General features: G+C 70.2%; 14 protein-coding genes. 9 read left to right on the plus strand and 5 right to left on the minus strand.

All coding sequences use genetic code 11. The features are described from left to right. Positions 1-42 precede the first annotated feature (42 nt). The 3 genes from AB0I67_RS06505 to AB0I67_RS06515 form a co-directional block, all read right to left on the minus strand. Positions 43-645: a DUF305 domain-containing protein gene (locus tag AB0I67_RS06505; RefSeq protein ID WP_357918634.1), complete on the minus strand. Its 603-nt coding sequence runs from the start codon at positions 643-645 to the stop codon at positions 43-45. Between the two features lie 56 nt (positions 646-701). Then, entirely contained in the window at positions 702-1130 is a 429-nt protein-coding gene (locus AB0I67_RS06510) for a hypothetical protein (RefSeq protein ID WP_357918637.1), read from the minus strand. Between the two features lie 63 nt (positions 1131-1193). Then, a complete protein-coding gene (locus tag AB0I67_RS06515) occupies positions 1194-1403 on the minus strand; it encodes a heavy metal-associated domain-containing protein (protein ID WP_357918639.1) in 210 nt (69 codons plus the stop codon). Positions 1404-1534: 131 nt separating this feature from the next. Between AB0I67_RS06515 and AB0I67_RS06520 the strand changes: the two genes are divergently transcribed. Together AB0I67_RS06520 and AB0I67_RS06525 are read left to right on the plus strand one after the other, a co-directional pair. Then, complete coding sequence (locus AB0I67_RS06520; RefSeq protein ID WP_357918642.1) at positions 1535-2692, plus strand: FAD/NAD(P)-binding oxidoreductase; 1158 nt, start codon at positions 1535-1537, stop codon at positions 2690-2692. A 26-nt stretch (positions 2693-2718) separates the two neighbouring features. Continuing rightward, a complete protein-coding gene (locus AB0I67_RS06525) occupies positions 2719-3087 on the plus strand; it encodes a BlaI/MecI/CopY family transcriptional regulator (RefSeq protein ID WP_357918645.1) in 369 nt (122 codons plus the stop codon). Positions 3088-3105: 18 nt separating this feature from the next. On the opposite strand, the gene AB0I67_RS06530 is transcribed toward AB0I67_RS06525, so the two are convergent. Beyond that, entirely contained in the window at positions 3106-3624 is a 519-nt protein-coding gene (locus tag AB0I67_RS06530; RefSeq protein ID WP_357918648.1) for a carboxymuconolactone decarboxylase family protein, read from the minus strand. Positions 3625-3733: 109 nt separating this feature from the next. Here AB0I67_RS06530 and AB0I67_RS06535 point away from each other — a divergent pair, with 109 nt between their 5' ends. The 3 genes from AB0I67_RS06535 (at position 3734) to AB0I67_RS06545 (ending at position 7485) form a co-directional block, all read left to right on the plus strand. Next, positions 3734-5125 (plus strand): MFS transporter, encoded by a 1392-nt coding sequence (locus AB0I67_RS06535; RefSeq protein ID WP_357918651.1) that lies wholly within the window; start codon positions 3734-3736, stop codon positions 5123-5125. Between the two features lie 31 nt (positions 5126-5156). Then, positions 5157-5504: a helix-turn-helix domain-containing protein gene (locus AB0I67_RS06540; protein ID WP_357920363.1), complete on the plus strand. Its 348-nt coding sequence runs from the start codon at positions 5157-5159 to the stop codon at positions 5502-5504. 82 nt (positions 5505-5586) lie between these two features. Beyond that, entirely contained in the window at positions 5587-7485 is a 1899-nt protein-coding gene (locus AB0I67_RS06545; protein ID WP_357920366.1) for a cation-translocating P-type ATPase, read from the plus strand. Positions 7486-7657: 172 nt separating this feature from the next. Here the strand turns inward: AB0I67_RS06545 and AB0I67_RS06550 are convergent, their stop codons facing one another. Next, the gene (locus AB0I67_RS06550; protein WP_357918654.1) at positions 7658-8383 is read right to left on the minus strand and encodes an SDR family oxidoreductase; all 726 of its coding nucleotides are present in this window, start codon (positions 8381-8383) and stop codon (positions 7658-7660) included. An 87-nt stretch (positions 8384-8470) separates the two neighbouring features. On the opposite strand from AB0I67_RS06550, the gene AB0I67_RS06555 reads away from it, so the two are divergent. The 4 genes from AB0I67_RS06555 (at position 8471) to dnaE (ending at position 16136) form a co-directional block, all read left to right on the plus strand. Beyond that, a complete protein-coding gene (locus tag AB0I67_RS06555) occupies positions 8471-9019 on the plus strand; it encodes a helix-turn-helix domain-containing protein (RefSeq protein WP_357918657.1) in 549 nt (182 codons plus the stop codon). Between the two features lie 71 nt (positions 9020-9090). Then, the gene (locus AB0I67_RS06560) at positions 9091-11937 is read left to right on the plus strand and encodes a hypothetical protein (protein ID WP_357918660.1); all 2847 of its coding nucleotides are present in this window, start codon (positions 9091-9093) and stop codon (positions 11935-11937) included. Between the two features lie 104 nt (positions 11938-12041). Next, positions 12042-12455 (plus strand): VOC family protein, encoded by a 414-nt coding sequence (locus tag AB0I67_RS06565; RefSeq protein ID WP_357918662.1) that lies wholly within the window; start codon positions 12042-12044, stop codon positions 12453-12455. Positions 12456-12584: 129 nt separating this feature from the next. Continuing rightward, the gene (dnaE, locus tag AB0I67_RS06570) at positions 12585-16136 is read left to right on the plus strand and encodes a DNA polymerase III subunit alpha (protein WP_357918665.1); all 3552 of its coding nucleotides are present in this window, start codon (positions 12585-12587) and stop codon (positions 16134-16136) included. Positions 16137-16146: the final 10 nt, after the last annotated feature.

The raw sequence follows: 16146 nt of genomic DNA on the forward strand, positions 1-16146 counted from the left end.
CCCCGGGGCCGCGGGGGGGGGGCCCCCCCCCCCCCACTCAGGTCACAGGCGCTCGAGGAGCTTGCGCATCTGGGCGATCTCGGCCTGCTGCGCGGACTCGACCGCCTTGGCCAGTTCCTTGGCCGCGGGGTCGGCGCCCTGGGCCTGCTCGGTCCTGGCCATCTCGATCGCGCCCTCGTGGTGCGCGATCATGAGCTCGGCGAACTGCCGGTCGAACGCCGCGCCCTTGGCCGCGGCCAGCTTCTTCATGTCGTCGGCGGACATGATGCCGGGCATCTCGTGGTGCATGCCGCCGGACGGGGCCGGCTTGCCCCAGGCGGCGAGCCAGCTCTTCATGGTCTCGATCTCCGGGTCCTGGGCGGCCTTGATCTTCTGGGCCAGCTCCTTGATCTCGGGGTCCGCGGCGCGGGTGGCGGCCAGGCCGGCCATCTCCACGGCCTGCTCGTGGTGCGGGATCATCATCTGCGCGAACATCACGTCGGCGTCGTTGACGGCGGCCGACGGCTTGGTGCTGGCCGAAGGGGACATGCCCTGGTGGCCGGCCGTCGGGTCGGCGGTTCCGTCGGCGTTTCCGCAGGCGGTGAGCAGGGCGAGGGCTCCGGCGGCGAGCGAGATCTTGCGCAGGATCGAGCGGTTGGTGTGCATGACTGTGGACTCTCTCGGTCGAGGTGTACGGCTGAGCTGCGGTGAACTCGACCGGCCTATAGACGCAGCACCGAGAGAGCGGTCAGGCGGGGAGCTGTGGGTGGTGGGCGGGCGGCTCGCCGGACCCGGGTGAACGTCCGGCTCAGGTGGAAGGACGTGCGCCGCAGCCGGCCGCGCCGGGCGGCGAGTGCCAGGACGAGGAGTGAGGCGAGGATCGCCACGCAGACGGCCGTGGGGTCCAGGCCGGGTGCGGCCGGCTGCTGGTGAGGGGACGGGGTGGCGGGTCGTCCGTGGGTGGAAATCGCGGCGGGCTGCTGGTGCGGGGAGGGGGAGGTCGCCTGGGTGGGCTGACCGTGGGTCTGGCCGTGGGTCTGGCCGGGGTGGCCCATCGTGTGCATGCCGGAGATGCCGAGCGCGAGCAGGACGAGCAGGAGCCCGCGCACGAGGCGCGCGCGTCCGTGGTCGGTCAGTTTGCTGCCGGCCATCACTATCCACAGTAGTAGATGGGCGGTCGGGCTCGGAACCGGCCGAGCCCGACACCCGGCCGATCAGACCAGGACCGCCTCGTAGCCGGTCTCCTCGATCGCGTCCACGATGACGGCGTTGTCGACGGTGCTGTCCGTGGTCACGGTGACGTGGCCGGTGGCGAGTTCGATGTCCACGTTGCTGACGCCGGCGACGGTGGTGATCTGGTTCTTCACCTTGGTGGCGCAACCGTTGCAGGTCATGCCGGTGACCTTGTAGGTGGCGGTGGTCATGCCGTCCTCCTCGATCCTTAATACCCCCCTTGGGTATCGACTCGGTGCACTCTACGCCGATACCCCCTCCCTGTATATGAGATCCACATCACACCGCTCCCGTATACCCCAGTGGGGTATGGTCTTTTGGCATGAAACGAATCACTGTGGTCGGGGCGTCGCTGGCCGGGTTGCGGGCCGTACAGGCGCTTCGGCGGGAAGCGTTCGACGGGGAGGTCACCCTGATCGGCGCCGAGACGCACCTGCCCTACAACCGGCCGCCGCTGTCCAAGAGCGTCCTGCGCGGCGACGACGACATCGCCCTGCCCGGGGCCGAAGAACTGGACGAGCAGTGGCTGCGCGGGCGGCGGGCCGCCGCGCTCGATCCGATCGGCAAGGTCGTCAAGCTCGACGACGGCTCGGAGGTCGGCTACGACGGGCTCGTGATCGCGACCGGCGCGCGGCCGAGACGGCTGGCCGAGCACCCGCCAGGCGTGCACACCCTGCGCACCATCGAGGACTCGCTCGCCCTCCGCGCCGAGCTCGCCGCGGGTCAGCGGCGGGTCGTCGTGATCGGCGGCGGCTTCGTCGGCGGCGAGGTCGCCTCGACCGCGCGCTCGCTCGGCCACCGGGTGACCCTGATCGACAGCGCGCCCCAGCCCATGCTGGCCACCGTGGGGTCCGACGCCGCGCACTGGCTCGCCGCGCATCACCGGCGCAACGGCGTGAACCTGCTGTCCGGCGTGCGGGCGATCGGTTTCGCGGGCGAGGCTCGGGTGGCGGGCGTACGGCTCAGCAACGGGCAGTCCGTCCCCGCCGACCTCGTGATCGCCGGCATGGGCGTCGTGCCCAACACCGAATGGCTCGCCGGCAGCGGGCTGACCGTCGAGGACGGCGTGCTCTGCGAGCCGACGCTGTTCGCCAGGGGCGCCGCCGACATCGTGGCCGCCGGGGACGTGGCCCGCTGGCCGCACGGCTTGTACGGCGACGCGCTGGTCCGGGTCGAGCACTGGGCGACCGCCAACGACCAGGGCGCCCTCGCCGCGCTCAACCTGCTGGCCGGGCCGGAGCACGCGAAGCCGTACACCGACCTGCCCTCCTACGCCACGCACGTGCACGACGCGCGGATCCAGACGGCGGGCCTGCCGCACCTGGCCGACGAGGCCAGGGTGCTCGCCGGGTCGCCGGCCGACGACAGCTTCGCGGTCGGGTTCGCCCGGCGGGGCCGCCTGGTCGGCGCGGTGGCGGTCAACTCACCCAAGGAGCTGATCCGCCTCAAGCGCCGGGTCGCCGCCGGTGAGGAGCTCTGATCTACGATCCTCGATAGCATGACGGGATGCGCCGCCTGGGTGAGCTCGAAGCTGTGATCATGGAGCGGATGTGGTCCGGCCGGCGTCCGGCCACGGTTCGAGACCTGGTCGAGGAGCTGCGCAACGACCGGGAGATCGCCTACACGACGGTGATGACCGTGATGGACAACCTCCACACCAAGGGCCTGCTGAAGCGGCGGACCTCGGGCAAGGCGTACGTCTACGAGACGGTGTCGTCGAAAGAGGCCTACGCCGCTGAGCTGATGCGTGAGTTGCTGGCCGGCAGCGGCAACCGGTCGGCGACGCTGGTCCACTTCCTGGAGCGGCTCGACCCCGAGGAGGCCGAGGCCATGGAGGCGGCGCTCCGAATCATCCCGCCGGGCGGCCGCCCCTGACCGTCGGCCGGGGGCTCCTCACTCGGCGGGTTCGAGGCCGATCAGCAGGTTGAAGGCGCCGGTCAGCAGGTTCAGCGACACCAGGCCGACGATCTCGGCGATCACCCGGTCGCTCCAGCCGTGTGCCCTGAGCTCGGCCACGTCCTCGTCGGTGAGTGAGGACGGCTCGGCCAGCACGCGGACGGCCACGGCGATCAAGGCGGCCTCGCGGGCGTCGGTCGAGGTGCCCTGACGGGCCAGTTCGATGTCGGTCTCGCTGAGCCCGGCGGCTCGCGCGGCCTTGGTGTGCGCCGACAAGCACATCGAGCACCCGATCCACTCCTGCACGGCGAGCGAGATCTTCTCGCTCAGCGGGCGCGGGATCTTCACCCGCTTCATCGCCCGGGAGAAGTCCAGGTAGCCCTGGAGCAGCGCGGGCGAGTGCGCCATGGTGGCGACCATCTCGCCGGCCCCGCCCCGCCTGGCGACGATGTCCTCCAGGATCTCGCGGGACTTCTCGGGTGCTTCGGTCGGGTCGAGTGCCGGAAGGCGTCGCATCGTGTTCCTCCTTGTGCCGCTGCCAACGCTATACCCCCTACCAGTATTTCGGAACCCCCACCGGGTATGCTTAAGTTGAACAGTTATGTTCAGGTTAAGGAGTGAGCGGATGAAGAATTCGAGCTGGGCGGTCCTGGTCCTGTTGTGTCTGGCGCAGTTCATGCTGATCATCGACATCACCGTGGTGCAGGTCGCGCTGCCGGCCGTGGGAAGCGGGCTGGACCTCGACCGTGAGGCGCTGACCTGGGTCGTCACCGCGTACACGCTGTGCTTCGGCGGCCTCATGGTGCTGGGCGGCCGGCTGGCCGACGCCTTCGGGGCCCGCCGCACGCTGCTCGCCGGGCTGGTCGTCTTCACCGTGGCCTCGCTGGTGTGCGGCCTGGCCTCGACCGGGGCCATGCTGATCGCCGGACGGGCGTTGCAGGGCGTCGGCGCCGCGTTGCTGTCCCCGGCCGCGCTGGCGATCATCACCAGCACGTTCGACGGCCCGCGGCGTCACCGGGCGCTGGGCGTGTGGGCGGCCATCGGCGGCACCGGAGCGGCGCTCGGCGTGCTGCTCGGCGGCGTCCTCACCGCCGGGCCGGGCTGGACCTGGGTGTTCTTCGTCAACGTGCCGGTCGGGCTGATCCTGCTGCTGGCCATTCCCGCGCTGGTGCCCGCCCTGCCCGGCCGGCCGCAGCGGCTGGACCTGCCGGGCGCCACCGCCGTCACCCTGGCCACCGGCCTGCTGATCTACGGTCTGGTCACCGCGGGCGACGCCGGCTGGGCGGCTCCGGCCACCTTGCTGCCGCTGCTCGGCGCGGTGGCGCTCTACGCCGGTTTCGTGCTGATCGAGCGGGCGTCCCGCGCTCCGCTGATGCGTGCCGAGACGCTCGCCCGCAGGCCGGTCCTCTCCGGGACGTTCGTCATGCTGCTGGCCACCGGCCTCATGCTGGGGCTGTTCTTCCTCAGCTCGCTGTACCTGCAGCACGTCCTCGGCTTCAGCGCTCTGGAGACCGGCCTCGTCTTCCTGCCGGTGGCCGTCGCCATCACCCTCGGGGCGCAACTCGGCGGCCACCTGATCGGCCGGCTCGGCGGGCGGCCGGTGGCGGTGGGCGCGTTCGTCCTCACCGCGCTCGGCGCGGCCCTGATGGCCCGCGTCTCGCCCGAGGCCGGCGTCTACACGACGTTGGTGCCGGGCTTCGTCGTCGCGGCCTTCGGCATCGGGCCCGCCTTCGTCACCGCCACCACCACGACCCTGGCCAACATCCCCAGCGGCGAGACCGGGGTGGCGTCCGGCGTGATCAACACCTTCCACGAGCTGGGCGGGTCCATCGGCGTGGCGGTCGTGTCCACCGTGGCGGCCGCCAGCCTGGCGCCGGGTGCGGGGGACCTGGGTGGCTTCACCTCGGCCTTGGTCGTCTGCCTGGGCGCGGCCGTTGTCGCGGCGGTCGTCTCGTTGGTGCTGGTCCCCGGAGGTAGGCCGGCCGCTGCGTTCGTCGGCCATGGGCACGGGCACTAGGGGACAGTACAGTCTGGGCTGTATTGTCGTGCTGGTGAACACGGTGGTGAATGCGGAGGCGCTGGCCCGGGTGGGGACGGCGCTCGCCGATGAGAACCGGCGCCGGTTGCTGCTGGAGTTGCTGCAGGCACCGGCTTATCCGGCGGATCTGGCCGAGCGGTTGGGGATGACTCGGGGGAACGTGTCGAACCATCTGGCCTGCCTGCGGGGGTGCGGGCTGGTGCGGACCGTGCCGGTGGGGCGGCGGGTTCGGTACGAGCTGGCGGATGTGAAGCTGGCTCGGGCGCTGGCCGAGCTGGCGTCGCTGGTGTTGCTGATCGACGAGGCGGAGGGCCGGGCGGAGGGGGAGGCGTGCGAGCCGGGTGATTTCGGTGGCTGACGCCTGCTGCGCGCCGGGCCCGGCCGCCTCGGGTCCCGCCGCGTCGGGTTCGGCCGCGCCGGGTTCGGTCACCTCGGAGGAGGTGGCGCCGGCGGCGATCTGGCGGGTGCGGGAGCTGCGGTTCGCGGCGGTGGCGGGGGTGTTGCTGCTGGCCAGCGTGGCCGCCCCCGGGCTGTGGGCCGGTGGGGCCGCAGCCTGGTGGGCGGCCGGGTTACAGCTCGCCGCCGTAGCCGTGGGCGGAGCCACGTTCGTCCCGGAGGCGGTGCGGGCGCTGGTGAAGGGGCGGCTCGGGGTCGGGCTGCTCATGGCCATCGCCGCCGCCGGCGCGGTCGCGCTCGGCGAGTACGGCGAAGCCGCCACCCTCGCCTTCCTCTTCTCCATCGCCGAAGGGCTGGAGGGCTACGCCGTCGCCAGAACCAGGCACGGCCTGCGCGCCCTGCTGGACCTGGTGCCGCCGACCGCCCGAGTACGTCGCGACGGCAGGGAGTCGGAGGTCCCGCCCGCGGAGCTGCGCGTCGGCGACATCCTGGCGGTACGGCCCGGCGAACGGATCGCCACGGACGGCGTGGTCACCGCCGGTCGCGGCTCGCTCGACACCTCGGTCGTCACCGGCGAATCGGTGCCCACCGAGGTCGAGCCCGGCGCCGTGGTGTACGCGGGCACGGTCAACGGCTCGGGAGCGCTGGAGATCAGCGTCACCGCGACCGCCAAGGACAACTCGCTGGCTCGCCTGGTCCACATCGTGCGGGAGGCCCAGGAACGCAAGGGCGCGAGCCAGCGCCTGGCCGAGCGGTTCGCCCGCCCGCTGGTGCCCGGCGTCCTGGTCCTGGCGGCGTTGATCGCGCTCGTCGGGAGCCTGACCGGGGACCCGGCCGTGTGGATCGAGCGGTCTCTGGTCGTGCTGGTCGCCGCGGCGCCGTGCGCGTTCGCGTTGTCGGTGCCGGTGGCGGTGGTCGCCGCGATCGGCGCGGCTTCCAAGGCCGGGGTGCTGATCAAGGGGGGCGCGGCGGTCGAGGCGCTGGGCCGGGTCAAGGTGGTCGCGCTGGACAAGACCGGCACGCTGACCCGCAACCGGCCGGTGGTGATCGAGGTGCTTGCCGTACCCGGTGGTGATCGGGATCGGGTCCTCGGTGTCGCCGCCGCGCTGGAGGCGCGCAGCGAGCATCCGCTGGCCGCCGCGATCCTGGCCGCCTGGCCGGGTCCGGAGGCGCCGGCGGCGGACGTGGAGGCGGTGCCGGGGCACGGGCTGCGGGGACGTGTCGAGGGCGTGCCGGCTCGGCTGGGCAAGCCGGGGTTCGTCGAGCCGGGGCCGCTCGCCTCGGAGGTGCGCCGGTTGCAGGACGCGGGGGCGACCGTGGTGCTGGTCGAGCACGACGGCTCCCTGGTGGGGGCGGTAGCCGTACGCGACGAGATCCGCCCGGAGGCGGCCGAGACCGTCGCCCGGTTCCGGGAGCTCGGGGTCGAGGTGGTCATGCTCACCGGCGACAACTCCCGCACCGCCGCCGCGATCGCCGCGCAGGCCGGCATCACGGACGTCCGCGCCGGACTGCTGCCCGCCGACAAGGCGCGCATCGTCACCGAGCTCAAGGCACGCGGGCCGGTCGCCATGGTCGGCGACGGCATCAACGACGCGCCCGCGCTGGCCACCGCCGACGCGGGGATCGCCATGGGCGTCATGGGCAGCGACGTGGCCGTCGAGGCCGCCGACCTGGCGCTCATGGGCGAGGACCTGCGCCGCCTGGCCGACGCCGTCGCGCACACCCGGGCCGCGCGGGCGATCTTCACGCAGAACCTGCTGCTGTCCGGGGCGATCCTGGTGGCGCTGGTGCCGCTGGCCGCCGCCGGGGTGCTGGGCCTGGCCGTCGTGGTGGCCGTGCACGAGGTGGCCGAGGTGCTGGTCATCGGCAACGGCATCCGGAGCGGGCGACGCCGCCACCTGCCCCAGCGGGTCCGGGGCGCGAGCATCCAGGAGGCCGCGTAGACGGCCGAGACGCCGTCGGCGAGCACCGCCACCAGCCCGGATACGGCAGCCATTGATCGCCTCGCGCTCATGACCCGAGATCCGCGCCCTTCGCGGGATCGGCCCCCGGGTTCCCTCATCCCGACCTCTCCGGAAGATCAAGGGGTTCGGCAGCGCTCGACAAGGCACCCGGTCAGGCGACGGTTCCGGCGTCGACCAGGAAGGCCGCGCCGGTGATGTTCCGCCCGCCGGGACCCGCCAGGTGGGCGACCGTCTCGGCCACGTCCTCCGGATCCAGGTAGCGCCCCAGCGCCGTGAAGGCCCGCTCCTCCTCGGCGTCCGGGCCGTCGGCGGGGTTCATCTCGGTGTCGGTGGAGCCGGGATGGACCAGGTTCACGGTGATCCCCCTCGGCCCGAGCTCCCTGGCCAGCCCCTTGGTCAGCCCGACCAGCGCCGACTTGCTCATCGCGTACAACGTCCACCCCCCGTACGGCACGCGCTCCACCAGGCTGCTCCCGATGTTGACGATCCGCCCGCCCGCCCCCATGACCGGGACGACCGCCTGGGCCAGCAGGAACGACGCCCGAGCATGGATGGCCATCGTCCGGTCGAGCTCTTCGAGGGTGACTTGCTCGACCGGCCCGAACGGCGCCACACCGGCGTTGTTGACCAGGATGTCGACCCGCCCGAACACCTCCACCGCACGCTGGACCGCGGCCCGCAGCGCCGCCGGGTCCGTGGCTTCGGCCCGCACCGCCACGGCCTCGCCCCCGGCCGCGTTGATCGCCGCCACGACCTCCTGAGCCCGGTCAGCGGCCGAGGCATAGGTGATCACCACCCGGATGCCGTCCCGCGCGAGCCGCCGGGCGATCGCCGCTCCGATGCCCCTGCTCCCACCGCTCACCAACGCCACTCTCATGACCGCCTCCGATGTAAACGGAATTCATTCCGCTTAAGACGGTATCCAGAATCTGTTCCGTTTACCACCCCGCACTAGGCTGGTCCGGTGACAGCCGAGCGAGCCGACGCCGCCCGCAACCGGGCGAAGATCCTCGCGACCGCGGCGGAGATCGTCGCCACCCAGGGGATCGACGGCCTGACCATGGCCGAGGTGGCCGCGGCCTCCGGGGTCGGGGTCGGCACCCTCTACCGCCGCTTCGGCGACCGCTCCGGCCTGGCCCACGCATTGATCGACGCCCGCGAGCGCGAGTTCCAGCAGGCCTTCCTCACCGGCCCCCCGCCCCTGGGCCCGGGCGCCGAGCCCGCCGAACGCCTGCGCGCCTTCCTGCACGCCCTGGCCGACCGCACCCTCGCCCAGCTCGACCTGCTGCTCATGGCCGAGACCGCCGCCCCGTTCGCCCGCTTCGGCGGCGCCTACGAGGCCTACCACCAGCACCTCAGCCTGCTGCTCGGCCACCTCCGGCCCCCGGCCGAGGCGCCCTTCCTCGCCGACGCGCTCCTCGCCCCGCTGGCGGCCAACCTCGTCGCCCACCGCGGCTACTCGGCCGACACCCTCAAATCCGGCCTCGACCGCCTCCTGCTGAGTCTCGGCTGACTATGAGGCGTCGGAGGCGAGTCTCCCCATCTCGCCCCGCCTCTCCCCGCGATTTCCGGATAATTCGTTTCATGGCGAGGGGATACCGGTATGTCGATGCCGTTCGATTACTGAACGGGGACGAGCCCGCGATCCAGGATCTCGACACCGTCCTGGGGGTGGCGACCCTGGGCCTGTGGGATCTGATCGACGTCAAAGGTCAGCTCGTCCAGGTGGGCAAGGATCTGCTGGCCCGATGGCGGGAGTGGAGATCGCGCAGTTCGTGGCGCAGCCGTACGGAACGGATCGAAGCCGCGCACACGATCGTGGTCGTCACCGCCTTCTTCTCGGCCCTGGACGAGTTGCGCCTGGACATTCGGCTGACCCCGGAAGAGCAGGAGCGGCTCGCCGGTGTTCCGCTCGGCCGGCCGCCGCTCGAATCCGTGCCGTTCTGCCCGTCGCCGCAGCAGCCGTTCGAGGCCACCCGCGACCTGGTCGCGAGCTATTACCGCGACCTCGCCCTCCAGTTGTTCCGTTTCATCGGCGGCTTCGCGTTCTGGGAGGACATGCCGGAACACCGGCGTGAACGGATCTCCGACGCGGTCCTCGCCCAGCAGGCGCTGCGGCTCTACGAGGACAGTTACCGCCGGCTGGCGCAGGACGTACCCGAATTCGGGTTCTGGGCCGGCATGATCGACCACCAGGCCACTCGGGCGAGTCTGACGGACCTGCACGGGCTGCTGTCCCGGGTGGCGGCCGAGATGGTTCCCGGTGACCGGCTCGCCGAATTGACGCGAGCGCAGCAGGCGCTGCTTCGCCGAGCGATCGCCGACATCGGCGAGGTGCCGGACGGCCTCGTTCTGCCCAGCCTGGAAGAGGCCTACATCACGCCGTGCTACCGCATCACCGATGTAGGGCGGGGAGACAATCCCGCCATCGAGTCGTGGTGGGACGAGCATCGGCTCCGCCGCGATCTGCCCGCCTTTCTGGCCGGCTTTCTCACCAATCCCATGGCCAGCCGGGTGCCTTTGGTCGTGCTGGGACAACCCGGAGCGGGCAAGTCGGTGCTGACGAAGGTGCTGGCCGCCCGGCTGCCCGCAACCCAGTACCTCCCTATTCGCGTGCCCCTGCGGGAGGTCTCGGCCAATTCGGGGATCCAGGAGCAGATCGAGCAGGCCGTCCACCAACTGACCTCCGAGCAGTTGTCCTGGCCCACCATCGCGAAATCGGCCAACGGCGCGCTGCCGGTCGTGATGCTCGACGGTTTCGACGAATTGATCCAGGCCACTGGAGTGCGCCAGTCGGACTACCTGGCGAAGGTCGTGAAGTTCCAGGAGCGCGAGGCGGACCTGGGCCGGGCGGTGTCGGTGATCGTGACCTCCCGCACGGCGGTCGTCAACCGGGCGGAGTTCCCGGTCGGCACCGTGGTCGCCCGGCTGGAGCCTTTCGACCAGAAACAGATCGAGGCCTGGCTGGCGATTTGGAACCGGGCCAACGCCGACCATTTCCGTACGGCCAGGATTCAGCCTCTGGGTGCGGAGGAGGTCCTTTCGCAGCGGCAGCTTGCCGAGCAGCCGCTGCTGCTGCTCATGCTGGCCATTTACGACGCCGACGGAAACGCGCTCGGTAAGGGGTTCGAGCTGAGCCAGGCCGAACTCTACGAACGGCTGCTCCGCCGCTTCGCCGAACGAGAGCTGCTCAAGGAGCACCCTCCGGCCCGTGCCCGGGAATTGGTGGACTGGGAGCTGACAAGGCTGTCACTCGTCGCTTTCTCGATGTTCAACCGGAGGCGGCCGTGGGCCACGTCGGACGAAGTCGATCGGGATCTGGAAGCGCTTCTGGAGCCCGCGCCACTGGCCCAGCCCAAGGACTTCGCCACTCCGCTCGGCCACGGCGACCGGGCTTTCGGCCGGTTCTTCTTCGTGCATCGCGCGCAGGCCGTACGGGACGACCGGGTTCTGGAAACCTACGAATTCCTCCACCTGACCTTCGAAGAGTTCCTGATCGCCAGGATGGTGGTCACCGTCGTCGCAGAGCTCGCGATCCAGGAATCGGCCAGATTCCGGCCACGGGCGGCGGACGGTTTGCTGCGAACCCTGTTGTCCTACTCGGTGCTCACCAACAGCACAGCCATCATCACCTTCATGCGGGAGGTCATGGCGTCCCATTCTGTGGAGGAGCGGAAGAACTGGCAGTCCGTGCTCGCCCGGATAAGCCGCGAGCTGGATCAGCGAGACGACTCCCACCTGCCGGGCTATCGGCCCTGGGATGCGGGCTCGGTCAGGCGACATGCTTATTACTCGGCGAATCTCATGATCATCGCGCTGATCTGCCGGCCGAGCCTGAACGCCCGCGAGCTGTTGTCCGACGAGGGCGAGGGCATGGCGGGCGCGTGGCGGCGGCGGGCGCTGCTCTGGCGCTCCCAGGTCGCGCTCGCCGAGTGGTACGGCCTGGTCAGCCTGGTCACCATCAGCGACTACCTGGGCTTGAGCATCGAGGACCTCGCGAGCAGAGAACGGAGCATGCTCTCCAGCAGCGAGGCCTTCACCTACGACCGGGGCGCTCCGAGCAGCGAACTGCTGCGGGAACAGGCCCGCTTCTCGTACCTGGGTGACGAGATCAAGCTTCTCCACGCGGTCGAGCCGATCCTGCCGATGGGTCCTCCGGAACTCCTTCGCGACTATCTGGACATCCTCATGCTGCCGCTGAACGTCCCGGTGAGGGATCGGAGCCAGGCCTACGTCCGCATCGGCTACCGGACGGAGCAGCAGTGGGAGATGAAGGCGATTCTCGGGGACCTCGCGATGATGCCCGTCCAGGCGGCGGGCGCCGTTCTCAAGGAGCTCGCGACCGTGTCCGACGCGGCGGAGCAGTACGCGATCGAGCTCGCCACCCGGCTGGGTCTGCCGCAGCGGATCGGCTGGTATGCCCGGGGATGACCCTTCCAGGGCTTTGACCAAAGCGATCAGAAATGGAGAAGCCCAGGTCGAAGTCCCGCCCGTAGCGTGAGGGCATCACTTCGATCCCATAGAGGAGTCACCGCATGAAGGCGCACGTCAGCTCGATCCTCCTGGCCGTCGACGACATGGAGCGGGCCAAGCGGTTCTACACCGAGGGCCTCGGCTGGAAGGTCAAGAACGACTACGGCATCTCGGTCTTCTTCGAGTCCGACGGGGCCTCGCCGGTCGGGTTCTACGGGCGCGAGGGGCTCGCCGCGCAGGTGGGGCTGAGCCCGGAGGGCAGCGGGTTCAGCGGCCTGGTGCTGACCTACGTGGTCCGCAGCGAGGGCAGGGTGGACGAGATCATGGACGAGGCCGAGAAGGCCGGTGCGACGATCCTGAAGCCCGCCGGGGCGCTGCCGTGGGGCGGGTACGGCGGGGTGTTCGCCGACCCGGACGGCTACGTCTGGAGCCTCGGTTACAGCGACCAGGGCGAGGACCAGCCCTACGCCGAGTAGGACCCGGCGCGCCGGAAATCAGGTGTCCGGCACCCGCACCGCGCGCCGGAAATCAAGTCTGCCGAATCCCCTTCCCGCGGCGTAGGATCCGGGCCTCAACGGGCCGACGGGGGAAGGGTCAGGGAGCCGATGAGCGATTCGTTCGTGCATCTTCACGTCCACACCGAGTATTCGATGCTCGACGGAGCGGCCAAGGTGAAGCCGCTGTTCGCGGAGGCCGCGAGACTGGAGATGCCGGCGATCGCCATGTCCGACCACGGCAACATGTTCGCCGCGTACGAGTTCTACCAGACCGCCAAGGGCGGCCCGGTCAAGCCGATCATCGGCATCGAGGCCTACGTCGCGCCGGAGAGCCGGTTCGTGAAGAAGCCGGTGTTCTGGGGCCGCCGGGCGGAGACGGGCGTCGCCGACGAGGAAGGCGGCAAGGACGTCTCCGGCGGCGGGCGCTTCACGCACATGACGATGTGGGCCAAGGACGCGGCCGGGCTGCGCAACCTGTTCCGGCTGTCGTCGCTGGCCAGCTACGAGGGGTACTACTCCAAGCCGCGCATGGACCAGGAGCTGATCTCCGCCAACGCCTCCGGCATCATCGCCACCACGGGCTGCCCGTCAGGGGCCGTGCAGACCAGGTTGCGGCTGGGGCAGTGGGATGAGGCGGTCCGGGTCGCCGGTGAGTACCAGGACATCTTCGGCCGGGAGAACTACTTCCTGGAGATCATGGAGCACGGCGTCGACATCGAGAAGGAGGTCCGCGCCGACCTGCTCAAGCTGGCCAAGCATCTCGACCTCCCGATGCTGGTCACCAACGACTCGCACTACGTCACCGCGGACCAGGCCGACGCCCACGACAGCCTGCTCTGCGTGGGCGTCGGCAAGAACAAGGACGACCCCAACCGTTTCCGCCTCAACGGCTCGGGCTACTACCTGAAGTCCGCCGAGGAGATGCGCGGCCTGTTCCCGGACTACCCGGAGGGCTCCGACAACACGCTGCTGATCGCCGAGATGGTCGGCTCCTACGACGAGGTGTTCAGCTACGTCGACCGGATGCCGCAGTTCCCCGACGTGCCGGAGGGCGAGACGCAGGAGTCGTGGCTGCGCAAGGAGGTGCTCACCGGGCTGGCGATGCGGTACGGCACGCCGATCCCCGAGCACGTCCTGGAGCGCTACGAGACCGAGATGAAGATCATCGGCCCGATGGGCTTCTCGTCCTACTTCCTCGTGGTCGCCGACATCTGCAAGTACGCCCGCGACAACGGCATCCCGGTGGGCCCGGGCCGGGGCAGCGCCACCGGCTCGATCGTCGCCTACGCCACCCGCATCACCGAGTTGTGCCCGCTGGAGCACGGCCTGCTGTTCGAGCGGTTCCTGAACCCGGAGCGGATCAGCCCGCCCGACATCGACCTCGACTTCGACGACCGCCAGCGTGACCGCATGGTCCGCTACGTCACCGACAAGTACGGCACCGAGATGACCGCCCAGGTCAACACCTTCGGCACGATCAAGGCCAAGGCCGCGGTGAAGGACGCCTCGCGCATCCTCGGCTACCCCTTCGCCGTCGGTGACAAGATCACCAAGGCGATGCCGCCGGACGTCATGGGCAAGGGCGTGCCCCTGGCCAAGCTCTTCGACGAGAGCCACCCGCGTTACGTCGAGGGCACCGAGATCCGCGCCCTCTACGAGAACGACGCCGACGTCCGCAAGGTCATCGACACCGGGCTCGGGCTCGAAGGCCTGATCCGGGGCACCGGCGTGCACGCCGCCGCCGTCATCCTGTCCTCCGCGCCGCTGCTGGACCTGATTCCGATGCACATGCGGAACAAGGACGGCGTGATCATCACCGGGTTCGACTATCCCTCGTGCGAGGAAATGGGCCTGATCAAGATGGACTTCCTGGGTCTTCGGAACCTGGGCATCATCGATCACGCCATGAAGATCATCGAGCAGAACCGGGGCGTCCGGCTCGACACCCTCACCATCCCGCTCGACGACGCGACCACCTACAAGCTGATGGCCCGCGGCGACACGCTGGGCGTCTTCCAGCTCGACGGCGGGCCGATGCGCCAGTTGCTGCGGCTGATGGAGCCCACCCGGTTCGAGGACATCGCCGCCGTGCTCGCCCTCTACCGGCCGGGCCCGATGGCGGCCAACGCGCACACCAACTACGCCCACCGCAAGAACGCCCGCCAGGACATCGACCCGATCCACCCCGAGCTCAAGGACGCGCTGGAGCCGATCCTCGGCACCACCTTCCACCTGCTGGTCTACCAAGAGCAGATCATGGCCATCGCCCGCGAGCTGGCCGGCTACACCCTCGGCGGCGCCGACCTGCTGCGCCGCGCCATGGGCAAGAAGAAGCCGGAGATCCTGGCCAAGGAGTTCGAGAACTTCCAGTCCGGCATGCGCGGCAACGGCTTCTCCGACGAGGCCATCCAGGCGTTGTGGGACGTCATGCTGCCCTTCTCCGGGTACGCCTTCAACAAGTCGCACACCGCCGGCTACGGCCTGGTCGCCTACTGGACCGCCTACCTCAAGGCCAACTACCCCGCCGAGTACATGGCCGCCCTGCTCACCAGCGTCGGCGACGACAAGGACAAGGCCGCGATCTACCTGGCCGAGTGCCGCAAGATGGGCATCCAGGTGCTGGCGCCGTGCGTCAACGAGTCGCACCAGGACTTCGTCGCCGTCGGCGAGGACAAGGTCCGCTTCGGCCTGGGCGCGGTCCGCAACGTCGGGGAGAACGTCGTGGAGGGCATCGTCACCGGCCGTGCCGAGGCGCCCTACACCGACTTCAACGACTTCCTCGGCAAGATCCCGCTGACCGTCTGCAACAAGCGCATCATCGAATCGCTGATCAAGGCCGGCGCCTTCGACGCCATGAGCCACCCGCGCAAGGGCCTGCTGGTCGTGCACGAGCAGGCGGTCGACTCGGTCATCGGCATCAAGAAGAACCAGGCCCACGGCCAGGACTCGCTCTTCGGCTCGTTCACCGAGAGCGGCGACGACGCCTCCTTCTCCATCGCGGTGCCGGACGCCGAGTGGGACAAGAAGACCAAGCTCGACTTCGAGCGCGAGATGCTCGGCCTCTACGTCTCCGACCACCCGCTGGCCGGCACCGAGCGGCTGCTGGCCCGCAACCGCGACACCACCATCGCCGACCTGCTGGACAGCGGCCGCGACGACCGGGGCGACGTGCGGGTCTGCGGGTTGATCACCAAGGTCGAGCGGCGGGTCAACAAGGCCGGCAACATGTGGGCGATCGCCACGGTCGAGGACATGGACGCCGCCGTGGAGTGCCTGTTCTTCCCCAAGAGCTACGAGCTGTACGCCCCGGAGCTGCGCAGCGACCTGGTGGCCTCGGTCAGCGGGCAGATCAACAACCGGGACGGCGCGATCTCCATCTTCGCCACCGACCTCACGCCGCTCGACGTCTCCGGGATCACCAGCGACAGTGGGCACCCGGTGACGCTGCACCTGCGGGAGGAGCGGCTGAACCCCGCCTCCGTGGAGGAGCTGCGCCGGGTGCTCAAGGCGCACCAGGGCACGGTGCCGGTCCGCATCGCGTTGCGGCGGCGGTCGGGGAAGTCGGTGTTGCTGGCGTTGCCGGAGTACCCGGTCACCGCGGAGGTGTCGTTCGCGGCCGACATCAAGACGCTCTTCGGCCCCGACGCGGTTTCCTTGTAGTGAGGTGCCC

The sequence above is a fragment of the Nonomuraea sp. NPDC050310 genome, assembly GCF_040655795.1.
GTDB lineage: Bacteria > Actinomycetota > Actinomycetes > Streptosporangiales > Streptosporangiaceae > Nonomuraea.

Bases quoted from the DNA above. Each gene is read 5' to 3' on its own strand.
- AB0I67_RS06505 (WP_357918634.1), bottom strand. From the start codon at position 645: ATGCACACCAACCGCTCGATCCTGCGCAAGATCTCGCTCGCCGCCGGA.
- AB0I67_RS06510 (WP_357918637.1), bottom strand. From the start codon at position 1,130: ATGGCCGGCAGCAAACTGACCGACCACGGACGCGCGCGCCTCGTGCGC.
- AB0I67_RS06515 (WP_357918639.1), bottom strand. From the start codon at position 1,403: ATGACCACCGCCACCTACAAGGTCACCGGCATGACCTGCAACGGTTGC.
- AB0I67_RS06520 (WP_357918642.1), top strand. From the start codon at position 1,535: ATGAAACGAATCACTGTGGTCGGGGCGTCGCTGGCCGGGTTGCGGGCC.
- AB0I67_RS06525 (WP_357918645.1), top strand. From the start codon at position 2,719: ATGCGCCGCCTGGGTGAGCTCGAAGCTGTGATCATGGAGCGGATGTGG.
- AB0I67_RS06530 (WP_357918648.1), bottom strand. From the start codon at position 3,624: ATGCGACGCCTTCCGGCACTCGACCCGACCGAAGCACCCGAGAAGTCC.
- AB0I67_RS06535 (WP_357918651.1), top strand. From the start codon at position 3,734: ATGAAGAATTCGAGCTGGGCGGTCCTGGTCCTGTTGTGTCTGGCGCAG.
- AB0I67_RS06550 (WP_357918654.1), bottom strand. From the start codon at position 8,383: ATGAGAGTGGCGTTGGTGAGCGGTGGGAGCAGGGGCATCGGAGCGGCG.
- AB0I67_RS06560 (WP_357918660.1), top strand. From the start codon at position 9,091: ATGGCGAGGGGATACCGGTATGTCGATGCCGTTCGATTACTGAACGGG.
- AB0I67_RS06565 (WP_357918662.1), top strand. From the start codon at position 12,042: ATGAAGGCGCACGTCAGCTCGATCCTCCTGGCCGTCGACGACATGGAG.
- dnaE (WP_357918665.1), top strand. From the start codon at position 12,585: ATGAGCGATTCGTTCGTGCATCTTCACGTCCACACCGAGTATTCGATG.